The organism is Halorussus halophilus, from assembly GCF_008831545.1.
Lineage (GTDB): Archaea > Halobacteriota > Halobacteria > Halobacteriales > Haladaptataceae > Halorussus > Halorussus halophilus.
Genome location: NZ_CP044523.1, coordinates 310,883 through 329,817, shown reverse-complemented (window position 1 = coordinate 329,817; position 18,935 = coordinate 310,883). Strand labels below are relative to the sequence as shown.

Sequence of the window (18,935 nt, the reverse complement as noted above, 5' to 3'; positions counted from 1 at the left end):
CCAGTTACGTTGGGCGAGAAGGGAGAAACGAAAACCGCAGGACGATTCGGAGATACGCGACAGTGACCGTCACACCGACGGTTCGGAGTCTTGCTTTCGTCTACCGGTCGAAGCCGTAGACTTGGCCGTCGGCCGACCCGACGTAGACGCCAGCGCCGTCGGTCGCCGGCGCGCCGTAGACCGACCCGAACGTCTCGAAGCAGTCGAGTTTGTGCCCGTCGTCGGCGTCGAGTTCGTAGACGCGCCGGTCGTCACTGCCGACGAAGACCGACCCGTCGGTCACCGTTGGCGCGGTAATCGCTTGGTCGCGCTCGACGAAGTAGGCCAGATCGACCTCCGGGTCGAAGGTCCACTGCTCGCTTCCGTCGGCCGTCGAGAGTGCGTACAGTTTGCCGTCGCGGCCGGGTTGCGCGCCGCCGATGGACGGCCCGGCGTCGTACTCGCCGACGGCGTAGACGGTGTCGCCCTGAATCGTGAGGTCCGCGACGACGTTCACTGCGTCGCCGAACGTCGTGCGCCACGCCATGTTGCCGTCGGGCGTCACGGCCTCGACCAGCGCGGTATCGTCGCTCGTCCGTCCGACGTAGAGGACGCCAGCTGCCGCCGCGACCGTCGAGACGGCACTGTCGAAGATAATCTTCCGGTCGCCCTCGGCGTCGAACGCCCACAGACCGACGCTCGTCGGGACGAACAGGATGCCGTCTAGGAGCGCGACTTCGCCGGTCACGTCGGCGTACGTCTCGACGCTCGACTCGTCTCGCGCGAACGTCCACACTTCGTCGCCCGTCTTCCCGTCGAGTGCGTAGACGCCCGGTTCGCCGTGGTCGATGCCCTCGCCTGCGAAGTACACCGTGCCGTCCGAAATCAGCGGTCGGCCCACGCCTCGCTCGGCCACGTAGGACCACTGCTCGGTGCCGGACGCCACGTCGAACGCTTTCAGCGTCCACGACTCGCTTCCCGACTCGCCGTGACCGACGTAGACCATGCCGTCGGCTTCGACCGGACCGTAGAGGAACTCGCCGACGTGACCGTCGATGGCCGACACTTTCCACCGGCGTTCCTCGGTCGTCGTGTCGAAGGCGTACAGGTTCGCCTCCAAGTCGAGGACCAACGCGGTTCCCGACCCGAGTTCGGTGCTGTTGTGCGTCTCCGTCGTCAGCGACGAGCGCCAGCAGGCGTCGTCGGCCGAGAGCGCGTAGACGTACCCTGCGCGGTCGGCGGCGTACACCGTGTCGTCCACGACGGCGGCGGTACCCGGCGTGGCGTACATCTGCGGGGTCCGAAGCGGGACGCGCCACTCCTCGTCGCCGTTCGTGGCGTCGAGCGCGACGACGTCCTTCAAGTCGTCGTCACTGTAGGTCTTGGTCGTCGCGTACACCGTGCCCTCGGCCACCGAGACTGACGCGTCGAGGTCTTCGTCGCCTTTCCAGCGGACGCTCCCACTATCGGCGTTCACGGCCCACAGCAGGCTTGGAACGTAGACGGTGCCGTCCGTGACTGCGGGTGGTCGCGCGAGTCGCTCGGACCCGAGGTCGGTCCGCCACGAGACGGTGCCGCTCTCGGCACCGACAGCGACGAGTTGCGCGCCGAGGCCGTCGTTGTTGCCGTTCGAATCGCGCGATTGGTAGCGGTAGCCAGTGAGGTAAACCGTGCCGTCGGCGACGGCCGTCCCCGATAGCGTCTGGTCGTAGGTGTCCGTTCCGAACACGTCGGTTCGCCACGTCTGGGTGCCTGCGTCGGCATCGAGTGCGAACAGCGACCCGCCGTCGGAGACGTAAACCGAGCCTCCGACCACGGCCGGGGCCTCGCCGAGCATGTCGTCTGCAGCGTAGTCGTCGTCGGACTTGGCTCCGGCAATTCGCTGTCGCCACTCCGTCTGTCCGCTCGCGGCGTCGAGTGCGAACACTGCTCTGTCTTCTCCACTGCCGACGAGGAACTTCACGTAGGCCGTACCGTCGGCGACCGTGACTGCCGAAACGCCTTCGCTCGGAGTCGCAGTCGTACACTCGTCGCTGTCTTGGGTGCTGCCGCTGGACGGGTCTGCGAAGGTCCACTGCTTCGTTCCGTCGTTGACGGCGAGTGCGTGGACCTCTCCGCCGGAACTGACGTAGACGTTCTCGTCGCCGACCGTGGCGGGCGAGACCACGCGTCCGACTTCGACGGTCGTCTGCCAGCGCGTCTCGCCGGTCTCTACGTCGAGTGCCGTGACGAGACCTTCGTCGTCTACCGCGTACGCGGTGCCGTCTGCGACGGTCGGTGAGGTGAGACTGGGGTCCCGTGCAGCGGAGACCTTCGTACTCCACTCGACCCACGGGGTGCCGGAGACGCCTGCGGCGGAACTCGACCCCGAGTTCGACTGGTCGCCGCGGAACATGCGCCAATCGTTCGGCCGCTGGTCGAGTGTACTCGTCGAGGTCGCGTCGTCGGGCGTCTTCGCGATAGCCTGCGGGTCGTCCGAACCGGTGGCCGTGCCGAGGAGGGCTGTGCCGCCGACCGAGAGACCGAGCGTCTTCAAGAAGTTTCGTCGGGCAGCGTTCGGTGTCCGTGCCATCTGGTAGTTCTACGGAATCAACCAACGTTATTATCGGACTGACAAGCCATTTTCACTGGGTTCATTTGCCCTTACGCGCCGACTAAATGTATCGAGCGACCCGCACGTTCGAAATAGGAACTTCGACATATCAGGGTGGAGTGGAACAGACTGGACTTGTCACGTTGTGGTCGTCCGCAGTTGGCAGGTCCACATCAGCACCTATTACTGCGACGAGTCGAACGACGGAAGTGATGCTTCCGCGATGGATTCGCTGGTCGGCAGTCGCGCTGGTCTGTGGCGTCGTCTTCTACGCGTCGGTCCTCGCGTCACCGACCGGTGGCGGTCCCTCGGTTGGTCCGTTCGGGGTTTTCGGACTGGATAAATGGCTCCACGGACTGGCCTACGCCGGATTGGGGGCAGCCGTGGCTTACGCTCTTCAAGCAGACAAGCACCTACCCCGAGCAGTCGGCATCGCGTTCGTCGTCGCCGTCGCGTACGGGGTCTTCATCGAGTTCGCGCAGGCACCGATACCAGAGCGGCACTTCTCGGTAGCTGACATGCTCGCCGACGCCGTGGGTGCCGCGCTGGGGGTCGTAGTGTTCGCGGGTCTCTTCGTCGTGCTGGAACGTCTTGGGTGGCCTGTGGAACGTACGTAAATTGGACTGACGACCGGTAAATCAACCGCCGTGACCGGCGGTTTCGATATTTTCACAAACCACCACGTTTCGGCACTGCCACGAATCACCGGGTGGGACTGAAAGGGGCGAGGGCTTTCGAGGACGAAACGTCGGTTGTGCTGACTGCGACGTAGCAACGGTGAACCTCTACAGCAACGATGAACGCAGTGGCGCTAGCTATTCCCGAAACCAATGAGAGACCGCACAGCACCGCTACCCCGACCACCGGCAGACAAAACGCGTCTTTCGAGGCCACCCTCACTTCGTTCGCCCAGACCTCGCACGAGGTCGGCGCGACCACGAGGGTCCCGCCAGCGCTCGCCGAGTTGTCCGAGAAATCAGTCTGAGAGCCAACTATCGAACTCCCACAGCCGACCCGAAGCCGATTTACGCGCCCAGAAACTACGTCGCGCCAATGAGCAAGCCGACGCCGGAGGTCTACGAGCAGGGCCGGGGGATGGACGCGCACAACAAGGTGATGCGCGACATTCGCGCCCAGAAGGACAAGACGTACGACCCCCACGAACCGACGCGCGTCTGGATAGACGAGGACCGGACGCCGGGCGGGGTCTACCAGAGTCTCACCATCATCCTCAACACCGGCGGGTGTCGCTGGGCACGCGCCGGTGGCTGTACGATGTGCGGCTACGTCGCCGAATCCGTCGAAGGCGGGAGCGTCTCTCACGAGGCACTGATGGACCAAATCGACGCCTGTCTCGAACACGAGCAGGAACAAATCGAGGAGGGCGAAGCCGACGGCAAATCCGGCCTCGTCAAGATGTACACCTCCGGGTCCTTCTTGGACGAGCGCGAAATCGGCGCGGAGAGTCGCCAAGCCATCGCCGAGACGTTCTCGGACCGCGAGCGCGTCGTCGTCGAGAGCCTCCCGGACTTCGTGGAGGCCGAGAAAATAGAGGACTTCACCCAGCACGACCTCGACACCGACGTGGCAATCGGGCTGGAGACCGCCAACGACCGGGTTCGCCACGACTGCGTGAACAAGTACTTCGACTTCGAAGATTACATCGAAGCCAGCGAACACGCAGAAGAAGCGGGCGCAGGCATCAAGGCGTACCTGCTGATGAAGCCGCCGTTCCTCTCCGAGCAAGAAGCCATCGAGGACATGAAGTACTCCGTGCGCAAGTGCGCCGAGTACGCCCACACCGTCTCGATGAACCCGACCAACGTCCAGCGGTACACGATGGTGGACCAACTCTACTTCCGCGACGGCTACCGGCCGCCGTGGCTCTGGTCGGTCGCCGAAGTACTGGAAGACACTGCAGACGCCGACGCTATCGTCGTCTCGGATCCGGTCGGCCACGGCTCGGACCGCGGCCCGCACAACTGCGGCGAGTGCGACGATTTGGTGCAGAAGGCCATCAAGGACTTCGACCTGCGCCAAGACCCCTCGGTGTTCTCGGAAGTGAACTGCGAGTGCGAGAAGACGTGGGAAGCGGTCGTCGAGCGCGAGAAGAGCTTCAGTCTGCCGTTGGCGCGGTAGCCGAACGCACCGGCCACTCGCTCGTTAGAAGAAGTCGCCCCCACAGCCCATCTGCGTCGAAATCGTCTGCGTCGTCGTCTCCGTCTTCTTCACGAGTACGTCCGTCGCCGACTCGTTACAGTCGAACTGCGACTTTTCGACAGTAACTTCCTTTTCTCGGCCCTCGACCTGCACACCTAGCTCGTACTCCCGCGCCGGTCGCAAGTCGATAGCCAATGCGTCCTCCGCGACGAAGTCGAAGCTCTGTTCGAACCACGGACCGTCCTCGGGACCGATTCGAACCCCGATTTCGCGGTCGCCATCCGTCCGATTCCAGACCCAGACTTGGTGGGTCTGGTTGGACCCTTCACCGACGACGAGCGACGCGAACGGTTTCGCTGGCTCCGAAAACGGAGCGGGAACTTTGCGCTCGATGGAGTCGTCCGATTGCTCTCGAACCTCCGGCGGACCACCGAAGGGGAGCGAGGAGGTACATCCGGCGAGTCCGAGCGAGAGCGAGGACGCGCCGAGCGCGAGGAAGTTGCGTCTCGAAACCATCTTCAGGCCTCCGTCGTCGTCCCGCAACCCATGTCGGTCGTCACGGACCCGACGACGACTTCCTCTGGGCGGACCAGCACGTCCGTCGCCGAGTCGTTGCAGTCGAGTTGCGAGCGCGGGACGGTGACGGTCTTCTCGCGGCCGTCCGCGCGAACGACCAGTTCGTACCGTCTGGGTTCGCGCAATTCGATTGGGACCTGCTGACCGGAGTCAAGTTCGACGCTCTGCTCTAGCAGGGTCGTCTCGTTGCTCGTGAGCGCGAGTTCGACCGAGAGCGACGACTCGGTGTCGTTCCACACCGCGAACAGGTGGGGCTTGTGCGCGAACGTGTCCTCGGGCCGCTCGCCGACGACGAAGGCAATTTCCGGGTCAGTCGGCTCCGCGTGTTGGAGTTCGCGCGACTGTGGAACACTGCGTTCGACCTCGCTCGGCGATACTTCTCGAACCTCGGGCGGCGTCTCGGTCGTCGTCTGAATCGGTGCTTCGGTCGTCCTCTCGCTACTCGACTCGGGAGTTTGCGTGTGCGTCGTCACGCCGGTTGTGCTGGACTCGCCGGAGTCGCCGGTACCGGAGAGACAGCCAGCGACTGCGAGGCTCAAGGCGGCACCGGACGCACGGAGCGCGTCACGTCTGGAGGGGGACACATTCGGAGGAAGATTGTCAGTAGATAAGTGTCTTCTGTCGAAGTTACGTACCGTTCAAACCGTCGTTTCCGGTCGTAGGACGCTCCTACTGGGGCGATACGCGCCGGATAACAAAGTCTGGTTACAGCGACTGTCCGTGTTGGGGGTGGCGCACCGAGGGCGACGCGTCCGGAGACCGGGGGAGTCGCCGGACGCCGCCTACCCGGTGTGTAAAAATGTCTCAAGAATGGGGCGAGTACCAAACAGTATTCTGTTCGAACGGGTGGATAGAAATCCGTGACCAAGCCGACACCGACGGTCGGTGGATAGCGACCGACACACCCGTCGAGGTAGAGCGATGACGGTGCCTGCTGGTCCGCTGTCGGTCTGGTCGCTCGTCGCCGTAATCGGGTGGGCGAGCGTGCTTGTGGTGGTGTGGGTACTGCTGTTCGCGTACGGCAGGGATAGTCCGGTCTGAAACCGATTCTGGGGTTTTAAGCGGCTGAGGGCGGTCTTTTTGTCTCTGAAGTGGCCAGCGTTTTCGCGAGTAATTACTGGCGACTCGGCGCGCGGTCGAATCCCGATAGTGGGCTTATCTCCGACGGTAGGAACGGAGCGAATCGGCTGGGGAGGCGTGTGGCTGAGGCGGAGCGGTGCGGTTGCGGTGCTGTGCGGTCTTCTAGGCACCGGGAGTAACTAGCTTCGACTCGACAGAAATCGTAAAGGTAGCGAAATCGATGATCAGAGCGGCAAAATTAGAGGTTCCTAGCCAGAGAAGCCACGCAGGATGCCCTGTCCGTCCGTGCCGCCGATGTCCGGAAGCGAAATTCGCTCCGGGTGGGGCATCAGTACGGCCACGTTCTCACGTTCTCCGAGGACCCCCGCGACGCTCTCTTTCGACCCGTTCGGATTCGCGTCTTCGGTCACGTTCCCCTCCGCATCGCAGTAGCGGAACAGAATCCGGTCCTCGTCGTTCAGCGTCTCCAACTTCTCGTCGGTAATCTCGAAGCGGCCTTCTCCGTGCGCGATGGGCAACTCAATGACCTCGCCCTCCTCGTATCGGGCCGTCCACGGTGTGTCGGCGTTCTCGATGCGGACGTGAACGCGCTCGCACTGGAAGCGCGCCGACTGGTTGGTCGTGAATGCACCCGGAGTCAGTCGCGACTCCGACCCAATCTGCGCGCCATTACACACACCCAGCACCGGCACTCCGTCTTCTGCGGCCGCACGAACGTCCGTCATAATTGGACTGTTGGCGGCGATGGCACCCGCACGGAGGTAGTCGCCGTAGGAGAACCCGCCGGGGAGCATGACCCCAGTTGCGTCTTCCGGCAGGCCGTCCTCGTGCCAGACGCGCTCTGCGTCGATGTCCAGATGCGAGAGGGCACGCTCTGCGTCTCGGTCGCAGTTCGAACCGCCGAACTGAACGATTGCGACCGTCACGCCGACCGCCTCCCGTGGTGTCGTACGACGGTCGTAATCGGCGAGATAGCGACAGTCATTCTCTCGCTTCGACCTCGACGTCGTAGTCGTGGATGGTCGGGTTCGCCAGCAGACGCTCGGTCATCTCCTCGGCGCGCTCGGCCGCGCTATCGGACGACTCCGCGTCCAAATCTAGCTCGAAGCGGTCGGCCGAGCGCAGTCCCTGTAGCTCGAATCCGAGTCGTTCGAGAGCCTGCTTGGTCGTTTCGGCCTCGGGGTCGAGGACCCCCTGTTTCAGGCGCACGGTGACCGTGGCGGTGTAGCCAGTCATCGACTGAAGGTGGTCGTCCATGCTCAAAAGCTCTTTTGGAACGCGACGGTTATGCACGAATATGCAGTTATAGACGAGAGACGAACCCCGGCCAATTCTTGCACAGAAGCGTCACCTTTTCCCTCGGCGCGTCGTACGCACGGCAACCATGCTCTGTAGCACGCGCCGTCGTCGGGTGGTACGATGACCCGCAACGAGTTGACCGAGATCACCGTCATCGGCGACGACGACACCGGTCTCATCGCGCAAGTGACGAATCTGCTGTTCGAGAACGACATCAACATCGAGGACTTGGACCAAGCAGTCCGCGAGGGCCTGTTCCGGATGACGATGCACGTCGATACCAGCGAGATGGAGACGACGAAGGAGACCCTCCGCGAGGAACTGTACGAACTCGGGCAGGACCTCGGCGTTGACGCCCACGTCAGGTTCCCGGCCGACCGTGAGACCCAGCGCATCGCGGTCCTCGTCACGAAGGAGTCTCACTGTCTCGAACGGCTCTGCGAGGCGCGCGAGAACGGAAATCTCGACGCAGAAATCGCGGTCGTCATCGGCAACCACTCGGAGTTGGAACCCGTCGCCGAGGAGTACGACGTGCCGTTCCACGACGTGGGCGACGAGAAAGGGTCGCCAGACGAAGACGAGATTCTCTCTCTTCTAGACGAGTACGACGCCGACCTCGTCGCGCTGGCGCGCTACATGCGGATTCTCAGCCCCAACGTCGTCTTCCGCTACGAGAGTCGCATCGTCAACATCCACCCGAGTCTGCTCCCTGCGTTCCCCGGCGCGAAGGCCTACCGACAGGCGAAGGAGGCAGGCGTCCGCGTCGCGGGCGTCACCGCCCACTACGTGACGACCGACCTCGACCAAGGACCAATCATCACCCAGCGGACGTTCAACGTACCGGACGACGCGAGCGTCCGCGACATCAAAGAGCGGGGGCAACCGCTGGAAGCCGACGCCCTGCTCGAAGCCGTTCGGCTCCACCTCAACGACGACGTGGCCGTGCATCGAGGCCGTACCGAACTCCGTGGCGAAGCGGGCGAGTATCAGCTCGGGATGCCAGAAGAACTCGACGGTGTGACCCCCAACAGTCCGACCGACGACCACCTACCTGCGGCCGACTCCGCCGACGATTAGTGCCCGCAGACGAGTGACAAAAAGTCAGCAAACCGCAATACGGCAGAGGGACACTAGCACGGTTTTCCGGCTGCAACTGTGCTTGTGCAGTGGGTAACGACTCGATTCCGCGTCTAGCCGGTGGATAACAAAGACGGTTCCCGAACTACCGCTGGCCAATGCGTGCCCGCGATGCTGTCAGGTTGTTGTTCGCTGGACTCGTCGTCGCTTCCGCGTTCGTCGTCGCCACGGGGTACCTCTCGGCGTCGGCCGCCCAATCGACCGACGGACGCCCGACGTTCGACGCCGAACCGAGAGACGGAATCACAGTCGTCGCGACCGACTCGAACACGTGGCTCGGCGAGTCGGGTGACGGACCCAGAGCGCGGGCCGAACTGGTCGCATTCGCGCCGAATGGGAGCGTGATGTACTACGACGACTCCCACACCCGCTACTGGGACGTGGACCCAGTGAAAGGCACGAAGACGACGGTGTTGTCGGTCGTCGCCGACCACCTCAACAAGTCCGAGTGCCACTCGACGACCGTCTGTACCCGAAACACGGTTCGAGAAGTGAATTTGACTACTGGCGAGACCGAGGTCCTCTACAGTCGCGTGACCCCGCGCAAGCACTCGACGCGCTGGCACGACGTGGACCGACTCGACAACGGCAACCTCGTCGTCGCCGACATCGCCCGCGATAGGGTGTACGTCCTCAACACGACCAACCAACTCGTAGAGTGGGAGTGGGACGCCCAGCGGGACTTCCCGCTCTCCGGCGGCGGGCCGTACCCCCACGACTGGACGCACGTCAACGACGTGGAGGTGTTGGAAGACGGCACCATCATGGCGAGTCTACGCAATCAGGACCAAGTCGTCTTCCTCGATAGGGAGACCGGACTGGTCGAGAACCGAACGCTCGGATCCGAGAACCAGCGTAATATCATCTACGAACAGCACAACCCCGACTATATCAACGAGTCGAACGGCGGCCCGGCGGTTCTCGTCGCCGACAGTGAGAACAATCGCGTGGTCGAGTACCAGCGCGAGGGCGACAACTGGACTCGTTCGTGGAAGTGGCACGACGCCCGGATGCAGTGGCCCCGCGACGCCGACCGACTGCCGAACGGCAACACGCTCATCGCCGACTCGAACGGGAACCGCATCTTCGAAATCAACGAGCAAGGCAACGTCGTCTGGAGCGTAGACGTGGCGTTCCCCTACGAAGTCGAGCGACTGAACACCGGCGACGAGAGTACGGGCGGGCCTGCCGCCGCGGAGTCCGGGTTGCAGTCGAAGTCTGGCGGCAGTAGCGGGGGCAACGGCGAGGGGTCCGCGAACGGAACGGCCGCCAGCAGTTCGAACCGCGGCGTCCTCGACAAAGTCTGGGTGTTCGTCAAGGGCGCGCTACCGGGCCGAACGGCGAACGGCCTGATGTACGTCACGCCGGTCTGGATGGGTGGCCCGGAAGTGCTGGCGGTGGCGTGGGCTCTGCTCGCTGTGCTTGTGTGGATCGGTGCAGAACTGTACTGGTCGCCGTGGACCGCGACGGTCCACAAGCCGCTGTCCATCTCGAAACGACGCTGAGCGAAACTCGGCTTTTGCCAGCGCGAAAAACGCAGCCTCAGAGGTCCCGAACGACCGCGACCGCGTCTTCGAGCGACGGCGCGTCGAACAGTTCGCGGCCGACGTAGGCGTTCGTTCCGGCGGCGTAGAGGTCGCGTGCGGCGGTGACGATGTCGTCGTCCAGCGGGTCAGGGGACTCCTCGCAGAGCGACTTCCAGTCGGCGATATCTTGGACTTTCGCCTGTTCTTTGGCGTCGTTCACGGCGTTCACCCACTCAGGTTGGGTTCGCTTGTGGTACTGCCGGAGGAACTCCTTGCTGACCTGCTGGCCGTGGAAGCTGAAGCGGTTCTCGTCGAAGGTGCCGACCACGTCGGCGACCCGAATCTCCCCGTCGAAGTAGAGACACTCGATTTTCCCGTCTTCGTGCGTGAGGTCCGCTTTTGCGGCTTGTTCGGTCAGCAGTCGGTTGACGGTGCGGGCGACGTTCTCCAACTGGTCGATGCTGGCCGTTCCTGCGATGTGGTCGGCCTCGCTCCGTGAGAGGTAGCGGTCGCCCTCCTCGTACTTCGTGGAGAACTCCACGATTGGCTCTTCCAGTTGGACGACGCCTTCGGGCCACGATTCGAAGTCCAGTCCGTGGTCCACGGGGTCGGTGCGGTGGCGCAGACTCGACCCGACCGGCACGCTGTTGCGGAAGACGACCTCCAGCGGAATCAGGTAGTTGTCGCCCGCCGCGGTGTGGTAGGCCTCGTAGTCGTACTCGCGGCCCTCGTGGGGAAGGGTCGGCACCTGCGTCAACTCGATGGCCATCTCGGTTGGAGGTTCGTCGGCGTCGGCGAGAGAGACGACCTCGCCGTCTCGCGGTTCTACCGCTCGACTGTCCGAGGCGCTTCGCGCCTCGCTGTCCGAGACGACTCCTTCGTAGTGGGTTGGGACGCCTTCGGATTCGAGCAACTCGAAGTTGAACGCGCCCATCGAGCAGAGACTCGCGCCTTTCTGGGGAATCTCGTCGGGCATCTTGCCCCAGTCGAACACGGAGTAGTCGTCGGTGAACACGAACGCGCCGCGGCCGAGTTCGGTCGCCGTTGGCTCTCGCTCGACGCGGAACTCCTTGACGCTCGTCACCGCGACCGCCTCCAGTCGTCGGTCATACCCGTGAGGTCACTGCGGCCGGACTAAGGCGTTTCCATTGCCGTGCGTATGTTGTGGTCGGGAGCGGGAGGTGTTGTACATGTTCGTGTATCATTTCCTGGATGCAACGAGTGTGATGTTCACCTTCAGGGTGTTTCGTGACCGTCGACCGTTCGAGAGGGCGGGACTGAAAGGGGTCGCTCGCTCGCGTACAATTGAGTCGCCTGACCGACCGCTATCCGCGCTGTTTGCGGATATGTCGGTCAGCGACCGCGAGCGGGCGAGGGCTTTCGAAGAAGAAGTCGCAGTCCAGTCGGGTGTACTGGGAAAATCATTGAAGCCAGCTACTCCCGAAACCTATGAAAACCGCACAGCACTGTACCTCCCCGCCTCAGCCACACCCCTCCCCAGCCGATTCGCTCACGTCCGTTCGCTCATCCCTCGCGCAGTTCGGGACAACATCCTCCGGAGTTGTGCCAGCGCGCGCCGAGTTGGTAGTTCTGCGAGTTCTCTCCTCCCTTCATCTCCCTGCCGTAACCCTGCGGTTTTTACCCTTCCCGCTCGTCGCAAGTGACGATGGCAGGCGAGGCCCGGACGAACGTTCCGCGCGACCGGTTCGACTTCGAGCACGTGCCCGAGACCGACCAGTCGTTCGAGAACGCGCTGGCGAAGGCCGACAGCGGCGAACGGTTGAGCGTCGCTGACGGCGTCGAGTTGTTGACCACCGGCACCGATTGCTCGGGAATCGACCTGACGCGCAAAGAGCAGGTCTTAGAGGCCGCGGACCGCCGCCGGGCCGAGGTGGTCGGCGACGGCGTCACCTTCGTCGCCAACCTGAACAATAACGTTACGACCGCCTGCAACACCGGGTGTCTGTTCTGCAACTTCAAGGACACCGCCCAGAACTTCGAAGTCGAGAGCGACGAGGACCACGCGGGCTTCACCAAAACCCCAGACGAGTCCCGTGAAATCGTCGCGGACGCGCGCGAGATGGGTATCTACGAGGTCACCTCGGTCAGCGGACTCCACCCCGCGCTCGCACTCGACGACGAGCATCTGGAGATGCTCGAAACCAGCGACAGAGGCGACCTGAACTACAAGTCACCCAGTGCCTACGACACCGACCCCGGCACCTACGTCGAGCAGATGGCGGCCATGAGCGTCGGCGACGTGCACCTGCACTCGATGACGCCCGAAGAGGCCTACCACGCGCGCCGAGGCACCGACTGGAGCTACGAGGAGGTGTACCAGCGACTCAAGGACGCCGGACTCGACAGCGTCCCCGGCACCGCCGCCGAGATTCTGGTAGACGAAGTTCGGGGGGTCATCTGCCCCGGTAAGATTCGCTCCGGCGAGTGGCTGGAAGCCATGGAGGCCGCCGCGGATGTCGGCCTCGACACGACGGCGACTATCATGTACGGCCACGTCGAGAACGAGATGCACCGCGTGATGCACCTCAAAGAAATTCGAGACTTGCAGGACCGCACCGGCAACATCACGGAGTTCGTGCCGCTCTCCTTTATCCACCAGACCACACCGCTCTACGAGCGCGGCATGGTCGATGGCGGCGCGACCACCCACGAAGACGAGTTGATGATAGCCGTCTCGCGACTCTTCTTGGACAACGTCGAGAACATCCAATCCTCGTGGGTGAAGTACGGCGACGAGCAGGGCCTGAAGATGCTCTCCTGCGGCGCGAACGACTTCATGGGCACCATTCTCTCCGAAGAAATCACGAAACGCGCTGGCGGAGAGTTCGGCGAGTTCCGCTCGGTTGCCGAATACGTCGAGATGATTTCGGCCATTGGGCGGACGCCAATCGAGCGCTCGACGGACTACCGACAACAGCGAGAAATAGACCCCGAAAATCCACCGTTCGGGCCGGAACTCGGCCCCGCCGCGGACGGCACGCCGCTCGTCGAGTCGGAGGCGAACGCAGAGACGCCCGACCCCTCCGTCGCCGACGACTGAGATTCGCCGCGAACCCCCCTCCGACCATGATGAACACCACCCACGCTGCGATGGGCGTCACGCTCGCCGCTCCGCTCGTGGCCGTCGCGCCGGAACTCGCGCCGATAGCGGCGCTCGCAGGCTTCGCCGGTGGCGTCTTCCCGGACTTCGACATGGTGGTCGGCGAGCATCGGCGAACGCTCCACTTTCCGGTCTACTACTCGCTGGCCGCGGTCGTAGCGGGCGCGGCCGTCTTCGTCGCTCCGATACCAACCTCGACAGGTGTCGCGGCCACGTTCTTCCTGTTGTCCGCCGCGCTCCACTCGATTACCGACGCGGCGGGCGGCGGTCTCGAACTCAGGCCGTGGGAACCGAGCGACGAGCGGGGCGTCTATCTGCATCCGGCGAAGCGGTGGGTCGCCCCGCGGCGCTGGATTCGCTGGGACGGCGCACCCGAAGACTTGCTGTTGGCGGTCGTACTATCGGTGCCGGGACTGTTGCTGTTCGACCAACGGATTCGAACGCTCACGGTGCTGGGACTCGGTGTCTCGGTCGTCTACACCGCGTTCAGGAAACGGCTCCCCGAGTGGGACGTGCCGATTCTGCGTTAGAAGAACGACGTAGCTGAGTTACCCGTCTATCGACTGAAGGTCAGATTGTCGGACGTGTAGTTCCACTGGTGGTGCGGGTACGCTGGAGAGGACGAACCACGTCTCGCCGTCTTTTTGATATCGGTTCGCTATCACGAAATTCCCGGTTCTGGAGTTACCACTGCGACTACCGCCGTAGCCGACTTCGTTTCTATCGCTGCTATCCCAGTTCACGCTCTGCAGGAAGGACGGTCCCTGTTTAAACTTTCTCTGGGCTTTCCCGACAGAATTCGAACGACTGTCGTGAGAGTCGGGTCTGCAGTATCGAAACGTACACTTCCATCCACTTCCGGCGAGTAAGCAGGCGTTACGCAGACGGTCCTCGTGACGTGGCCAGCACGGCACGATACCGCTCCCCTGCGTCGTCGTCGGCTTCGATTGCCCGCTGGATTCGCTCGGAGACCCACCTGCGGTCGTCGTTTCCACCGCGAGTGGCGTCCAGAAACCGCTCGTAGACGGGGAGTCGCTCGCGCAGCGGCACTCCTGCCTCCTCGGCGATGTCTGTCAACTCGCGGAGCGCGGGCCACGCGTAGTCGGGGTTGATGTAGTCGTCCGTGACCGGCGAGACGCCACCCAAATCGTCCACGCCGCAGTCCAGCAGTTCGCGCGTCGGCGAGAGGTTGGGCGGGACCTGCACCGAAATTTCCTCGGGCAGGCAGTACCGGGCCATCGCCACGACGCGGCGCATCGTCTCGACGGGCGGTTTCTCGAACTGCGAGCGCTCGTTCGGGACGACGTTCTGCACGATGACCTCCTGAATGTGACCGTATCGCTCGTGGAGTTCCCGAATCGCGAGCAGGCTCTCTGCTCGGTCGTGCCAGTCTTCGCCGATGCCCACGAGAATGCCGGTCGTGAACGGCACGCCGAGTTCGCCCGCCGTGCGAATCGTGTTGAGTCGCTGGCCGGGCGACTTGACTCGGCGGCCAGCGTGGGCGTCCACGTCCGCCGTCGTCTCCAGCATCACGCCCATCGAGGCGTTCACGTCAGCGACCAACGCCATCTGCTCGCGGGTCTGGTCGCCGGGGTTGCTGTGGGGGAGCAGACCCTCTGCTAAGGTGAGTTCACAGACTTCCCGGAGGTACTCGTGAATCGAGTCGTGGCCCCACGAGTCCAACTGCTCGTGAATTCGGTCGTAGCGGTCGTCCGGGTCGTCGCCGAACGTGAAGAGGGCTTCCGTACATCCGGCGTCTGCGCCCATCTGGACGATGTCGCGGACCTCCTCGGGTGAGAGGAGAGAAGCTTCGCCCGGCGGGTCGAAGTAGGTGCAGTAGGTGCAGGTGTACCGGCAGGCGGTGGTGAGCGGAACGAAGACGTTCTTCGCGTAGCTGAGTTCGTCGGCGGCAGAGACATCGTCTGGGGTAACTTCGAGTAACTGGTCAATGTCCTCGTCGGCAGGTGCGACGGTCACGTCGTACTTCTCGGCCCCCGGAATCATCGTCCGTGCCTTCCCCCGCGGGGCGGAAAACGGTTGCTACTCCCGAGCGACCTCGACCCGGCCGTCGTCCACCAACAGCGAGAAACCAGCCTCGCGCAACCAGTCTACCGCACGACCCTCGCCGTGCAACAGCACCTCCGCCAAGTCAGCACGTTCGTCTACGTCGGTCGCCAGTCGGTGGGAATCGACCACCTCGACGGTCGCGTCTACGTCGCGGGCGGCCTGCCGGTGGTCGAGGTACGACGCGCCGTGGTAATCGACGCGGAATTCGTCGTGGCGCACGACCAGCGCGTTCGTGCCGCCGCCACGGCCCGGCGCGACGGCTACGTCAGCGTCGGTGTCGAATAGTCGAGAGAGGGCGTCGGGCGTCGCCAGCGCGAGGTCTGCCATGACGATTGCCACTGGTTCGTCTGCATCGGCGAGAACAGCGTTTATCGCGGGCGAGAGCGGTCGGTCGTCTGTTCGAACTGTGGCGTCGAAGTCGGTCTCCAGTGGTGCCGTGGAGAGGATCTTGGGGTCGTGTCCAGTCGCCCGAATCGCGTCCAGCACGTCGGCCAACATTGCTTCTGCGAACGCCGCACGCTCCGCTTCCGAGAGGGTGCCAGCGAGGCGGGTTTTGGGTTCGTGAGCGGCGTACGGCACGACGACCTTCATTTGTGGTATTTGTGGGTTCTGTTGGCCGTGGTTAAGTGGTTGTGGAAAATTGGTTGGAGACTGGCGGAGTAAGCAATGATAACGGAGTGACTACCTCTACAGCCGAGAAGCTAGCTACTCGCGGTGCAACGGAGAGACCGCACCGCCCCGCTCAGCCCCGCGAGAGCCACGTCCTCCCCAACCGATTGCGATTCTCGGGGTCAGAAGACGCGACCATGTAGGGTCGCGTCTTCTGCGCTGTGATTCTCATCCGCCGAAAGACTCGCGTCCGCTCGTCTTTCGAGCCTGCACTCACTTCGTTCGCGCGGACCTCGCACGGAATGGCTCGACGGGCGTGCGCTTCGCGCGACCGCACGCCGCGCGCGCCCAGTGTGAGTGAAAATCCGAAATACGACCCCAAACTCATCGGCGCGCGGGAGCGACTGAAAGGAGCGACTCGCGCGAGATCGTGGCGAACGGACGTGAGCCACGGCTCGGCAGAGCGTGCTCTGCCGGTGGACGAGCGAAGTGAGGAGGTTGGGGAGGGTGTGGTGCGGTCTCTCCTTGGTTTCGGGAGTAGTTAGCGACACGTTCTCGAAATCATTCGAAGCAGAAACTCGTCAGAAGCCACCATCGACTACTCCTGAACGAACACACAGAAAACGGTCGGAAAATGAAGCTCGGTTACACCGCGATTCGCCTAGCGCAGTTTGTCGTAGCTGTCCTGCTGGGAGCGGTACCAGAGGAACCCGCCGACCACGACGACCAATGCGAGCAGTCCAGCGCCACCGTACAGTAGCATCTGGGTCTGCTGGCTGGACTTCTGCGAGGAGTTGGCGCTCTCTTTGGCCTTGTCGGCGAGGTCAACCGCGTTGCCGAAGTTCTCGGCGTTGAACGCCGAAATCGCGTTGCCAACGAAGCTCTTTGCTTCAGAGACGCCCGCGCCGTTCGAAGAGGCGTCCGAGATAGCCGACTCGGCGTCCTCGATGGCCTTGCGCGCCTCTTGGCTCTCCTCGGTGTACGGTCGGAACTGCCAGGCGTCGATTTCCTGACTGCTGCCGCCCTTCCGGACCTGGGAGAACTCTGCGAGGGTCGTCTTCTGGCCCGCCGCGTCGTAGCTGAAGTTGCCGACTTCGCCGACGGTGCCCTTGAGCGTGACCTTCACTTCGTTCACGTCGTTGCTCACGTCGATGGAGTGGTTGAACGACTGGCCGTCGTAGGACTTCTGGTTGACCCTATTACCGGCTTGGTCGAACGTGGTGACCGTCCACGTGACTTTCGTGAGGTTCGTCTGACCGTTGAGCGTCCACTTCTCGTAGTCGCTGTAGAGTTCCGTCAGCGTGAACTTCGTGTTCACTTCGTCGCCGACTTGCTTCTTGCTCGGGGCGTCGCTGGCCGAGACGGAGACGGCCGCCGCTGGGGCGACCGCCGAGACGAGCAGCGTCGTGGCGAGCAGCAGGGTGAGCAGTTTAGAACAGCGGTTCAAGTTCATCGTCGTCGTCCTCCACGAGACTTTCGAGGTTCTCTTCGCTCTCTTGCTGAATTTCGTCGATGTTGTCCTGTGCCTCGATGGCGATTTCCTGCAGTTCTTTGACTCGTGGGACGTTGTTCACGCCCGACAGCAGGATGACGCTGGCGACGAACTGGGAGTCCCGAACGGGGTAGTCGCCACCGCGGACTTCCATCGAACCGGTCTGCTCTTCGAGCCATTTCCGCCCGCGCTCTATCCCTTTCCGATTGAGGTGCTGCGGCGGACCGCTCATGACGAGCAGGGCACGCTCGGTGCCCTCGATTTCGCAGGGCAAGGTGAGTCGACCGAGTGCGGCCTTGCGGACCAGACTCGTGATTCGGTTGGTCGTGTTCGCAGAGTCCATCGAACCGTCGTCGTCGCCGCCTGTGAATCGGGAGAGGAGGCCGCCGCCGGAGTTGCTGTTCTCGACTTCTTCGGCCGCGTAGCCGATGGTCGAAACGCCACCGCCAGCGAGCGTGTTGATGATTTCGCTGGAGTCAACGACGCTCTCTGCGACTTCGTCGCTCCCGTCGATTTCGCCAGCACCGAAGAGGATACCGAATCGGCGGACGATTTCCTCGTTGATTTCGGCGTAACCGCTTTCGACAGACTCCCCAGACTGTCTCCACGAGTCGTTGTCGAACACCATCAGGTTGTCCACTTCGCGGACGAACGTTTGGAACGAGCGGGCCGCGTTCAGCGTGTAGATGCCACCCTCGTCGCTGCCTGGGAGGATTCCAAGCCCGTACACCGGTTCGGTGTAGATTCGCTTGACGTGCTTTGCGAGGACTGGCGCACCGCCCGACCCCGTGCCACCGCCCATCCCAGCGACGATGAGGAACGCGTCTACCTCGTGGACAGGGATGTTGTCTATCGCTCCCTGAATTTCGTCGATGTCTTCTTCGGCGATTTCCGCGCCGAGTTCGTTGTCTGCCCCCACACCGTGACCTTTGACCCGGGATTGACCGATAAGGACGCGATTGTCCTGGGGAACGTTGTCGAGACCCATCAAGTCGGCCTTCGCGGAGTTCACCGCGACGGCTTCACGAACGATACCGCTGCCAGTACGTTCGTCGTACTCGAGGAATTTGTCGACAATCTTCCCACCGGCCTGCCCGAACCCTATCATTGCGAGCTTCATTTTCCGTACCGTACTCCGTTGGGAGAAACACAACCACGACGGGTTGATAATACTTTTGGTCCCACACCCGATGACCCGTAATACGCCGTTACCGGGAACCGCAGTAGGGTAAGCCACCGTTTCGACCCGCTTCGAACCACACCCAGAAATCGGACATGTCCCTTTAAGTTTATCTG

Annotated in this window: 18 protein-coding genes; 7 read left to right on the top strand and 11 right to left on the bottom strand. The window is 63.1% G+C overall.

All coding sequences use genetic code 11. The features are described 5' to 3' along the window. Nucleotides 1-100: 100 nt before the first annotated feature. Nucleotides 101-2,551 carry an outer membrane protein assembly factor BamB family protein gene (locus F7R90_RS01585; RefSeq protein WP_158055535.1) on the bottom strand — a complete coding sequence of 817 codons (2,451 nt, stop codon included), beginning with the start codon at nucleotides 2,549-2,551 and terminating at the stop codon, nucleotides 101-103. A 233-nt stretch (nucleotides 2,552-2,784) separates the two neighbouring features. Here F7R90_RS01585 and F7R90_RS01580 point away from each other — a divergent pair, with 233 nt between their 5' ends. Both F7R90_RS01580 and F7R90_RS01575 read left to right on the top strand, forming a co-directional pair. Continuing rightward, complete coding sequence (locus F7R90_RS01580; RefSeq protein ID WP_158055534.1) at nucleotides 2,785-3,189, top strand: VanZ family protein; 405 nt, start codon at nucleotides 2,785-2,787, stop codon at nucleotides 3,187-3,189. Nucleotides 3,190-3,625: 436 nt separating this feature from the next. Continuing rightward, nucleotides 3,626-4,711, top strand: a complete 1,086-nt coding sequence (locus F7R90_RS01575) for an archaeosine biosynthesis radical SAM protein RaSEA (RefSeq protein ID WP_158055533.1) — start codon at nucleotides 3,626-3,628, stop codon at nucleotides 4,709-4,711. Between the two features lie 24 nt (nucleotides 4,712-4,735). Here F7R90_RS01575 and F7R90_RS01570 read toward each other — a convergent pair whose 3' ends face one another. Both F7R90_RS01570 and F7R90_RS01565 read right to left on the bottom strand, forming a co-directional pair. After that, entirely contained in the window at nucleotides 4,736-5,248 is a 513-nt protein-coding gene (locus F7R90_RS01570; RefSeq protein WP_158055532.1) for a hypothetical protein, read from the bottom strand. 2 nt (nucleotides 5,249-5,250) lie between these two features. Beyond that, nucleotides 5,251-5,892, bottom strand: coding sequence for a hypothetical protein (locus F7R90_RS01565; RefSeq protein WP_158055531.1), 642 nt, complete (start codon nucleotides 5,890-5,892; stop codon nucleotides 5,251-5,253). A 215-nt stretch (nucleotides 5,893-6,107) separates the two neighbouring features. Between F7R90_RS01565 and F7R90_RS22645 the strand changes: the two genes are divergently transcribed. After that, the gene (locus F7R90_RS22645; RefSeq protein ID WP_267905101.1) at nucleotides 6,108-6,233 is read left to right on the top strand and encodes a hypothetical protein; all 126 of its coding nucleotides are present in this window, start codon (nucleotides 6,108-6,110) and stop codon (nucleotides 6,231-6,233) included. Between the two features lie 403 nt (nucleotides 6,234-6,636). Here F7R90_RS22645 and purQ read toward each other — a convergent pair whose 3' ends face one another. Further along, nucleotides 6,637-7,314 carry a phosphoribosylformylglycinamidine synthase I gene (purQ, locus tag F7R90_RS01560; protein ID WP_158055530.1) on the bottom strand — a complete coding sequence of 226 codons (678 nt, stop codon included), beginning with the start codon at nucleotides 7,312-7,314 and terminating at the stop codon, nucleotides 6,637-6,639. 55 nt (nucleotides 7,315-7,369) lie between these two features. Then, nucleotides 7,370-7,624: a phosphoribosylformylglycinamidine synthase subunit PurS gene (purS, locus tag F7R90_RS01555; RefSeq protein ID WP_158055529.1), complete on the bottom strand. Its 255-nt coding sequence runs from the start codon at nucleotides 7,622-7,624 to the stop codon at nucleotides 7,370-7,372. Nucleotides 7,625-7,807: 183 nt separating this feature from the next. Between purS and F7R90_RS01550 the strand changes: the two genes are divergently transcribed. Further along, nucleotides 7,808-8,764 (top strand): formyltetrahydrofolate deformylase, encoded by a 957-nt coding sequence (locus F7R90_RS01550; protein WP_158055528.1) that lies wholly within the window; start codon nucleotides 7,808-7,810, stop codon nucleotides 8,762-8,764. 158 nt (nucleotides 8,765-8,922) lie between these two features. Then, nucleotides 8,923-10,329: an aryl-sulfate sulfotransferase gene (locus F7R90_RS01545; protein WP_158055527.1), complete on the top strand. Its 1,407-nt coding sequence runs from the start codon at nucleotides 8,923-8,925 to the stop codon at nucleotides 10,327-10,329. A 37-nt stretch (nucleotides 10,330-10,366) separates the two neighbouring features. On the opposite strand, the gene F7R90_RS01540 is transcribed toward F7R90_RS01545, so the two are convergent. Continuing rightward, entirely contained in the window at nucleotides 10,367-11,434 is a 1,068-nt protein-coding gene (locus tag F7R90_RS01540; protein ID WP_158055526.1) for a phosphoribosylaminoimidazolesuccinocarboxamide synthase, read from the bottom strand. Between the two features lie 582 nt (nucleotides 11,435-12,016). Here F7R90_RS01540 and cofH point away from each other — a divergent pair. Both cofH and F7R90_RS01530 read left to right on the top strand, forming a co-directional pair. Then, nucleotides 12,017-13,411: a 7,8-didemethyl-8-hydroxy-5-deazariboflavin synthase subunit CofH gene (gene cofH, locus F7R90_RS01535; protein ID WP_158055525.1), complete on the top strand. Its 1,395-nt coding sequence runs from the start codon at nucleotides 12,017-12,019 to the stop codon at nucleotides 13,409-13,411. 26 nt (nucleotides 13,412-13,437) lie between these two features. Further along, nucleotides 13,438-14,001, top strand: coding sequence for a metal-dependent hydrolase (locus tag F7R90_RS01530; RefSeq protein WP_158055524.1), 564 nt, complete (start codon nucleotides 13,438-13,440; stop codon nucleotides 13,999-14,001). Between the two features lie 18 nt (nucleotides 14,002-14,019). Here F7R90_RS01530 and F7R90_RS01525 read toward each other — a convergent pair whose 3' ends face one another. From F7R90_RS01525 to F7R90_RS01505, 5 genes are all read right to left on the bottom strand, one after another. Then, complete coding sequence (locus tag F7R90_RS01525; RefSeq protein ID WP_158055523.1) at nucleotides 14,020-14,214, bottom strand: hypothetical protein; 195 nt, start codon at nucleotides 14,212-14,214, stop codon at nucleotides 14,020-14,022. Nucleotides 14,215-14,347: 133 nt separating this feature from the next. Beyond that, on the bottom strand, nucleotides 14,348-15,475 hold the full coding sequence (gene cofG / locus F7R90_RS01520) for a 7,8-didemethyl-8-hydroxy-5-deazariboflavin synthase subunit CofG (protein WP_158055522.1): 1,128 nt from the start codon (nucleotides 15,473-15,475) through the stop codon (nucleotides 14,348-14,350). A 36-nt stretch (nucleotides 15,476-15,511) separates the two neighbouring features. Next, nucleotides 15,512-16,129, bottom strand: coding sequence for a 2-phospho-L-lactate guanylyltransferase (gene cofC / locus F7R90_RS01515; protein WP_158055521.1), 618 nt, complete (start codon nucleotides 16,127-16,129; stop codon nucleotides 15,512-15,514). Nucleotides 16,130-16,808: 679 nt separating this feature from the next. Next, nucleotides 16,809-17,600, bottom strand: a complete 792-nt coding sequence (locus F7R90_RS01510) for a hypothetical protein (RefSeq protein ID WP_158055520.1) — start codon at nucleotides 17,598-17,600, stop codon at nucleotides 16,809-16,811. Next, on the bottom strand, nucleotides 17,578-18,759 hold the full coding sequence (locus F7R90_RS01505) for a tubulin/FtsZ family protein (RefSeq protein WP_158055519.1): 1,182 nt from the start codon (nucleotides 18,757-18,759) through the stop codon (nucleotides 17,578-17,580). Before F7R90_RS01505 ends, F7R90_RS01510 begins: the two co-directional genes overlap by 23 nt. Nucleotides 18,760-18,935: the final 176 nt, after the last annotated feature.